12 protein-coding genes and 1 pseudogene are annotated in these 6,272 nt (G+C 65.3%); 9 read left to right on the forward strand and 4 right to left on the reverse strand.

The window, feature by feature from the left end; all coding sequences use genetic code 11:
• Nucleotides 1–278: pseudogene (locus KBY74_RS13075) on the reverse strand (hypothetical protein); the annotation flags it as partial.
• 113 nt (nt 279–391) lie between these two features.
• Here KBY74_RS13075 and KBY74_RS13080 point away from each other — a divergent pair.
• The gene (locus KBY74_RS13080) at nt 392–610 is read left to right on the forward strand and encodes a DUF433 domain-containing protein (protein ID WP_037979383.1); all 219 of its coding nucleotides are present in this window, start codon (nt 392–394) and stop codon (nt 608–610) included.
• The gene (locus tag KBY74_RS13085; RefSeq protein WP_254943073.1) at nt 607–963 is read left to right on the forward strand and encodes a DUF5615 family PIN-like protein; all 357 of its coding nucleotides are present in this window, start codon (nt 607–609) and stop codon (nt 961–963) included. The genes KBY74_RS13080 and KBY74_RS13085 overlap by 4 nt, the downstream gene beginning before the upstream one ends.
• 141 nt (nt 964–1,104) lie before the next feature.
• On the opposite strand, the gene KBY74_RS13090 is transcribed toward KBY74_RS13085, so the two are convergent.
• Nucleotides 1,105–1,275, reverse strand: a complete 171-nt coding sequence (locus KBY74_RS13090) for a hypothetical protein (RefSeq protein ID WP_254943074.1) — start codon at nt 1,273–1,275, stop codon at nt 1,105–1,107.
• A 15-nt stretch (nt 1,276–1,290) separates the two neighbouring features.
• Between KBY74_RS13090 and KBY74_RS13095 the strand changes: the two genes are divergently transcribed.
• The 4 genes from KBY74_RS13095 to KBY74_RS13110 all read left to right on the forward strand — a co-directional run bounded on the left by KBY74_RS13095 (nt 1,291) and on the right by KBY74_RS13110 (nt 3,689).
• A complete protein-coding gene (locus KBY74_RS13095; RefSeq protein ID WP_254943075.1) occupies nt 1,291–1,809 on the forward strand; it encodes a hypothetical protein in 519 nt (172 codons plus the stop codon).
• On the forward strand, nt 1,806–2,507 hold the full coding sequence (locus KBY74_RS13100; protein WP_254943076.1) for a hypothetical protein: 702 nt from the start codon (nt 1,806–1,808) through the stop codon (nt 2,505–2,507). The genes KBY74_RS13095 and KBY74_RS13100 overlap by 4 nt, the downstream gene beginning before the upstream one ends.
• A 112-nt stretch (nt 2,508–2,619) precedes the next feature.
• Nucleotides 2,620–3,372 carry a L,D-transpeptidase gene (locus KBY74_RS13105; RefSeq protein ID WP_254943077.1) on the forward strand — a complete coding sequence of 251 codons (753 nt, stop codon included), beginning with the start codon at nt 2,620–2,622 and terminating at the stop codon, nt 3,370–3,372.
• A 50-nt stretch (nt 3,373–3,422) separates the two neighbouring features.
• A complete protein-coding gene (locus KBY74_RS13110) occupies nt 3,423–3,689 on the forward strand; it encodes a hypothetical protein (protein WP_254943078.1) in 267 nt (88 codons plus the stop codon).
• Nucleotides 3,690–3,756: 67 nt separating this feature from the next.
• On the opposite strand, the gene KBY74_RS13115 is transcribed toward KBY74_RS13110, so the two are convergent.
• Together KBY74_RS13115 and KBY74_RS13120 are read right to left on the reverse strand one after the other, a co-directional pair.
• Nucleotides 3,757–4,149: a type II toxin-antitoxin system death-on-curing family toxin gene (locus KBY74_RS13115; protein WP_254943079.1), complete on the reverse strand. Its 393-nt coding sequence runs from the start codon at nt 4,147–4,149 to the stop codon at nt 3,757–3,759.
• Nucleotides 4,149–4,343 carry a DNA-binding protein gene (locus KBY74_RS13120; protein ID WP_254943080.1) on the reverse strand — a complete coding sequence of 65 codons (195 nt, stop codon included), beginning with the start codon at nt 4,341–4,343 and terminating at the stop codon, nt 4,149–4,151. The genes KBY74_RS13115 and KBY74_RS13120 overlap by 1 nt, the downstream gene beginning before the upstream one ends.
• Before the next feature lie 181 nt (nt 4,344–4,524).
• Between KBY74_RS13120 and KBY74_RS13125 the strand changes: the two genes are divergently transcribed.
• The 3 genes from KBY74_RS13125 to KBY74_RS13135 all read left to right on the forward strand — a co-directional run bounded on the left by KBY74_RS13125 (nt 4,525) and on the right by KBY74_RS13135 (nt 6,083).
• Nucleotides 4,525–4,830 (forward strand): hypothetical protein, encoded by a 306-nt coding sequence (locus KBY74_RS13125; protein ID WP_254943081.1) that lies wholly within the window; start codon nt 4,525–4,527, stop codon nt 4,828–4,830.
• 266 nt (nt 4,831–5,096) lie between these two features.
• Nucleotides 5,097–5,273 (forward strand): hypothetical protein, encoded by a 177-nt coding sequence (locus KBY74_RS13130; protein WP_254937122.1) that lies wholly within the window; start codon nt 5,097–5,099, stop codon nt 5,271–5,273.
• 591 nt (nt 5,274–5,864) lie between these two features.
• A complete protein-coding gene (locus KBY74_RS13135; protein ID WP_254943082.1) occupies nt 5,865–6,083 on the forward strand; it encodes a hypothetical protein in 219 nt (72 codons plus the stop codon).
• Nucleotides 6,084–6,272 lie beyond the last annotated feature (189 nt).

Genomic DNA, 6,272 nt, shown 5'->3' on the forward strand with positions numbered 1-6,272 from the left:
AGGTCCACGATCGAGCGGTCCACATCCAGGTCGCCGCCAAAGAGGTGCACGAACTCCGAATCGGAGTTGATCACCCCATAGCTCTGGCGGTAGCCCTCGTTGACGGCCCGGAAGCCGACGCGGGGCAGCTTGGTCTCCGCCGGGAAGCTCAGCGAGCCGCCCACGAGGTTGCGGAAGGGCAGGCGGCGCAGCAGCTCCCCCTCCGCAAAGGTCTTGAGCACCGCCAGCTGTTCAGCGCGGCGGGCATATTTCTGCGCCTCGATCAAGGTCAGGCCCAAGGGCACTCTCCCGGGGCCTTGCCCCAGTGACAACAGCAGCTGTTGCCAGGTCGCGTCAGGACCGTTGGATGGTGGAGTGATCAGCGGCCAAAGAAGCCGCTTAGCCTGATCCCATGGCGCCATCCCGCATCACCCACAACCCTGAGCAGTGCGGCGGTAAGCCCTGCATCCGCGGTATGCGCATTCGCGTGCGGGATGTCCTGGAGCTTTATGCCGCGGGGTTGAGCAGCGAGCAGATCCTTGCCGACTATCCGGATTTGGAGCCGGAGGACCTCAGCGCAGCACTGGATTACGCAGCTCGGGAGATCGACCATCCGGTGTTGGTGGGATGACGCTGTGGCTGGATGCCCAGCTGCCGCCTGCCCTGGCCCGCTGGATCGGTGAGCAGGCATGGGGTCTGGAGGCCGTCCCTGTGCGGGAGATCGGGTTGCGGGATGCCAGCGATCCGGAGATCTTCCGGCGGGCACGGGTCGCTAATGCGGTGGTGATGACCAAAGACCGGGACTTCATCCGCCTGCTGGATGAGCAAGGACCCCCTCCCCAGGTGATCTGGCTGCGGCTGGGGAACAGCAGTAATGCGGCGTTGCAGCAAGTGCTCACAACCACCCTTCCGCAGGCTCTGGAGCTATTGCGCAGCGGTGAACCCTGGGTGGAGATCCGGCCCCAAGCCAACGCAGAGACCTGATCGCTTCCGGACGGGGTGTATCCAACCAACCATGGGTGGTCGACTTGGCGGCGAGAGCAGTAGGCGCTCCAGGGGATGCCCCTGTGCAACGGGAGTGGTGGTCCCGTCCTATCTGCATCTCCGCCATGGCCACCATTCCCGTCAGCCCCGGTCTGCCCGATCCGTCTTGTCTGCTTCCGTCTGGCCGCCAAGGGCAGCACTAAGGCGCGGCACCTGTTCCTCGATGGCGAGGGCCAGGTCTGCATCCAAGTGGTGTTTCGCAGCGCTGGCATTGCCACCGCTGGCCACCGGGGTAATGCTGTTACAACTCACAGTGACGACCAGACCATGAGCCGCAACCAAGATCCCTTCCAGATCCCACGCGCCGGCTGGGAAGCCGCGCCCAGCGCTGGCCTGGCCTCGATCGATATCAATGCCAATGGCGGCGCCATCAACGGCGGTGAGTTCGTCCTGGAATCCTCCCTCGGTGGGGTGGTCATCTATGCCGGCTACCAGGCTCTGCTCACCGCCCTGCGCACCGAGGCACTGCGCCAACGCGGCGTGATCGACCGTGCCACCCAGATCCGCGCCATTGGCGAGACGGTCTGGTCCTCCACTAAGCAGGGCGCGGTCGTAAGCCTGGCGCTCGGCCTGGTGCTGCTGGTCTTCCCCTGGCTGAGTTGGCCCCTGGCAGTGCTGGGGTTCGTGGGCATGGGCAAGGCCTCGCTCGATCTCTTCCATGCCTTTTGGGATGGCCTGGATGAGGTGCAGCGGGCTGAGCTCCTGGCCGCTGCCAACGAGGCTGGTGTGAATCTGCGCCGGTTCTTCGATGGCGAGCAGGGCCAACCGGGTAACCAGCTGGCATGAGCCCCCAGCTCCAAGGCGGGCTCTGGGGGGCGTTGATCGGTCGGCTTGGCGACGCGTTGGCCGATCCAGCCGCCTTCTCAATCCTTCAAGACCGACTGGCCCGCCATGCGGCGGAGCTCAACGGTCAGCTGCCCGAGCTTCTGCTGCGGGCGCCCGACCCGGAGGTCGCTCTGCGCAGCTGGCTCGCAGACAAGGACCTCAGCCACTGGATCCCCCAGGCCGATGGCGGCACCGCGGCCCAGGGCTGGCAGTTTGAAACTGCCAGCTGGAACCGCTCCCGCGGCGCTGCGGTGATGGAGCCATGGGAGATCGGCAGTGCCCATCTCGATGGCGGTATCGATGCACTGCTGGCCGAGGGCATGCCGCAGGCGGTGGCGATCGAAAGCCTGGAAGCGGCCCTTCTGGCGGCGGGCCTCAGCCTGGGGTTGTGGGCCCTGCGCCACAGGCAGCAGTTGCAGAGCGCCAATGCCCAGGATCGTCTGGTGCTGCTCCACCAGGGCCTCAGGGCCGTGGGGCTTGGAGCACTTACCGGTGTGGGGTTGTCGTTGGTGCTGAGCGTGGCCCTGGCGATGGTCCCTGGCGGGCAGGTCTGGCTGGCTGGCCTCACGGTGGCTGGCCTATCGCGCTTACTGCCGGCGTCCCGGCGAGATCCATTTGACCTCAGCGCCTACACCGGAAGACTCGCCACTGCAGGGTGAGCAACGTCAGCTGGGGGATGGGGCAGCAGGCCTGACAGATCCGCAGTGAAAGCACGGCGATGTGGCAGGCCATTGGCACTGGCAATGGGGATTAGCTCCCCACCCAGTCGCCATGACATCGATGAGTGCCGATCGCTTCCTCGATCGCTTCCGCTTCTTCTCGGCCGAGAAGAAGCAGATCCGCGCCGTCGGTCAGCTGTATGAGGTGATCAGAAGTAGCGACCAGGGCGCCGCGATCCTCGATGAACAAGCGCCCTGGGCCGTCAGTTACAGCAGCAAGCCGCCAGCGCCCCCAACCCCTGAGGCGCTGCTGCCAGCACCGGCAGGCGGTCTTGATCCCCGCGGTTCAGAGGAAGCCGGCATGGCCGGCCCGCAAAAGCCGGCACCGGTCAAACCCGGCGACAGCTATCTGCTGGTGAATGACCGCGACGAGGACCTGGAGGCCTATGACCACAGCGGCCAGTTTCTGTGGAAGCTCCCCTGCCTGGCCCGCGGCCAGGGTGCTGACACCGACTGGAGCCATACCAACACCGACACCCCGCCAGGTCTCTACAAGCTTGGGCAGCTCTATGCGGACTACGAGCAGAACCCCAATCCGCCCTGCTCAGATACCGCCATGGCCTACGGCTGGTACTCCTTTGACATGGAGGAGCTAGAGGGCCAGGAGATCAAGGCCGGCCGGGCCGGGATCATGCTCCACGGCGGTGGCTCGGCCTGCGGCTGGCCTGGTGCCTGGGCAGCGCAGCAGTCCCTGCATCCCACCTTGGGTTGCATCCGTATTCACAACGCCGATCTACGCGACAAGGTGCTGCCTCTCTACCGGCAGGGAACGGTGTATGTGGGGGTGTTCCAGGAAGAAAAGTGACGGAGCCGGTGCTGCCACCGGCTGGGTCCTGATCGAGAAGGGGAGCAGCAATGGACTCAGGACCACTGGCCCGACCGCCCAAGCCACCGTTCGACCGTGAGCGGTTCGTGTTCAAGATCCTGGCGGTGGTGATCGGCACCCAGCTGCTGATCTATTCGCTCGCTGCTGGGGTCTGCGGTCAGCGGGCACTGGCGGGCCGACCTGTTGGTCAGATCTGCCCAGGCACGCTGGAGCAGCTGCAGGGCGGCTTTGATTCCACCCTCAAGCTGCTGCTGGCGTTGCTGGGCGGAGCAGCGCTGACGCGGATGGATCGCTAACACCAATGCGATGCCGATTGCCAGGCCCAGGGCATGCAAGAAGTGAACCGCAGGTTGCTGATACGGATCAGAACGGTTCGGTTGTCTGCTGGTTATCGGCGACCCAGCGCGAGAAGGCCTCGCGATCAAGCTCGCCGCTGGCCACTGCCAAAACAACGGCCTCGGCGGCATCGATTGTGGCGGTCAACTCGACGCCGTTCAGCACGAGGGTCGTTTCCATGGCGGCATGGCCGATCCGCTTGTTGCCATCCACGAAGGGATGGTTCTGGATCAGGGAGAACCCCAGCGCTGCGGCTTTGGCATTCAGTCCTGGGTAGAGATCAACACCGCCAAAACTCTGGTGGGGCTGGGCGAGGGAGGACTCCAGCAGGCCCAGGTCCCGCAGACCGGGCATGCCTCCGGTTTGCTCGATCAAGCGACGATGCAGCTCCAGCACCTCCGCCAGGCTCAGCCAGCGCATCAGGCCAGCCGGCGATAGAGCTCCTGGTTTTTGTTGAGCACCCGATCCGCAGCGGTCTGGAAATCAACCGATTGCCGAGCAACCAAATCCCGAACTGCAGCAGAAGCGAGATCGGCCTCACTGACATGGAGCCGGCGTGCTGTTTCGCTCAAGGCCTGGGCCTGTTGGTCACTGAGCTCGATCGCGATTCCCACCGTCGCTCTCCAACTGAAGGACTGATGGCATCCAGGTTGGCACCTCCGTTCGCGGATGGCTTGCAGCGGATTGATCGGTTCCGCAGGGAAGGCTTGCTCCGGGCTTCCTCAGTCTGAGGCATTCCTGCGTCATGCCTCCGCTTCGGGAAGTCCCGTCGCTGCGCCCGCTGGCGCCGATTTCATGGCCATCCGCTCTGCTGCCGTCTCACCGTTTTGCAGGCCAGAAGAAGATCCGTTCCTGCTGCTCGAATCCACCCTCCGTTCCATCGAGGTGGTGCTGATGCTGCGGCGCAATCTGCCGCTGCGCCGCACCTGGAGTGAGCAGCCCTATGGAGAAGAGGAGATCACCCGCCTGGAAGAGGAGGTGTTGCCCGCCATCCGCGAATGTCTGGCCCGCGTTGATGAGCTCGATCAGCGGCTGCTGGCCCAGCATGAGTTGCTGGTGCTGCGCTGTGAGCTAGAAGCCAAGCGTCACGCTGTGGCCTAAGGCCCAGGAGCCAAAGGCTCAGGAGCCACAAGCTCAAGCCCGGCCGGGGGCCTAATCCCGGCTTTCTCCCCCTGTTGTCTTGCTGGAGATCAAGGTCAGCTGTGGTGCAGCGCAGGGGAGAGCACTTCCCCAATGGTTCGCCCAAGCCCCAGCAACCTGACGGGCTGGCAGCGCCGCAGGGTCAAGGCCAAGGCGAGCGCCCTACTGGCGGCCTTGACCCTGCGGCTTGATGGGCGCGAGTGGGGGCGTTTTTTCTCCTTCCTGCGATGCAAGCCACCTCCACCCTGCTCCGCTCCAGCAGCACCAGGCAGCGCAAGGCCGGCCCGGCCACCACAGCAGCTCGGCAGCTTGTTCTGTTCTCCTTGCCCGAGCCGATCGCCTGCTGCTGGGATCTGATCTGCCCAGAGGAAGCCTGGGAGCAGCCCCTGCGCTGGGCTGTCTAGGGCCCAGGCCCGCGGGAGGCCATTGCGCCTCGCGACGCATCTAATCAGTGCCACCAGCAAGCGGCCTTGCTCCACCCGCTCGCGCCTGCTCGGGGATTACACGGCGGCCTTTGGCTGGTGACCTGACTGGTTGTCCGGGATACAGCCAAGGCCTATGCCGCTACGCCTCTCGCGCCTGCTCGGGCTACGCGGCTCCGGCCGGGGTGAGCACCAGAAGGGAAAGACTCACCGCCTTGCCAGGCCACCATGCACGCAGAGCCCCTCATAACAGACGAAAGCTGGCCGGGGTGCAGCAGAGCGGGCCGGCAGGGTGCCGCTTCACGGCAGGCCGCATCAGCTCTGAACAGGCCACTTGGCAGTCCTCGATCGCCAAAGGATGCGAGCAGGTCTGTTCACCAGGCGCGGTGAGGAGGCAGCACGGGCCTTTCAGCAGGGCCACTGGGTGTTGGCTGGCCGGGCGTTGCGAAACCCCTCCGCAGCATGCCCCTGCGGCTCGCACCAGCAAGGGCTGACGCAAGGCTCGCTTTGCTCGCCCCTGGCTAGTGCTCACCTTTGGGGCGCTTGGTCGGTGTTCTCCGCACCACCCCAGCCATGGCCACTCCCCAAGGCCCCGTCTGTGAAGTCCGCCTGCTTGTGGTTCACCGCTATCAGCCCGGCGTTCAGAAGCTCGGCTCCACTCCCTGTGAGGTCGAGTTCTTTGGCCGCCGCGGTAAGCCCGTCAAAAAGATGCGGCTGATTCCTGCTGAGAAGGCATTTGCCTTTGCCCGCAAGCTGCAGGGCACCCCCGGTTGCACCGTCTCGGTCTGCTGAGCCTGCGGGCTCAGGCCCGGCTGCCGGTTGGTGGCCGGGCCTTAAAGCCAATGCCTGTAGCTGCTCCGCTGCCGCCGGGCCCTGGCCTTGGAGCGAGCAGAGCCGAACTGGGGGCTTGTGCCGTCCCGGCGGCGCCGCACCCAGGGCCCTTTTCTGATCAAGCCAGCGTCCTGGCTATTGGCGCGGCGT

The organism is Cyanobium sp. A1C-AMD (genome assembly GCF_024346495.1).
In the GTDB taxonomy this organism is placed as follows: Bacteria; Cyanobacteriota; Cyanobacteriia; order PCC-6307; family Cyanobiaceae; genus Cyanobium_A; species Cyanobium_A usitatum.

Coding starts and splice junctions, on each gene's coding strand:
- KBY74_RS13080 (WP_037979383.1), top strand. CDS start 392: ATGGCGCCATCCCGCATCACCCACAACCCTGAGCAGTGCGGCGGTAAG.
- KBY74_RS13085 (WP_254943073.1), top strand. CDS start 607: ATGACGCTGTGGCTGGATGCCCAGCTGCCGCCTGCCCTGGCCCGCTGG.
- KBY74_RS13095 (WP_254943075.1), top strand. CDS start 1,291: ATGAGCCGCAACCAAGATCCCTTCCAGATCCCACGCGCCGGCTGGGAA.
- KBY74_RS13100 (WP_254943076.1), top strand. CDS start 1,806: ATGAGCCCCCAGCTCCAAGGCGGGCTCTGGGGGGCGTTGATCGGTCGG.
- KBY74_RS13105 (WP_254943077.1), top strand. CDS start 2,620: ATGACATCGATGAGTGCCGATCGCTTCCTCGATCGCTTCCGCTTCTTC.
- KBY74_RS13110 (WP_254943078.1), top strand. CDS start 3,423: ATGGACTCAGGACCACTGGCCCGACCGCCCAAGCCACCGTTCGACCGT.
- KBY74_RS13115 (WP_254943079.1), bottom strand. CDS start 4,149: ATGCGCTGGCTGAGCCTGGCGGAGGTGCTGGAGCTGCATCGTCGCTTG.
- KBY74_RS13125 (WP_254943081.1), top strand. CDS start 4,525: ATGGCCATCCGCTCTGCTGCCGTCTCACCGTTTTGCAGGCCAGAAGAA.
- KBY74_RS13130 (WP_254937122.1), top strand. CDS start 5,097: ATGCAAGCCACCTCCACCCTGCTCCGCTCCAGCAGCACCAGGCAGCGC.
- KBY74_RS13135 (WP_254943082.1), top strand. CDS start 5,865: ATGGCCACTCCCCAAGGCCCCGTCTGTGAAGTCCGCCTGCTTGTGGTT.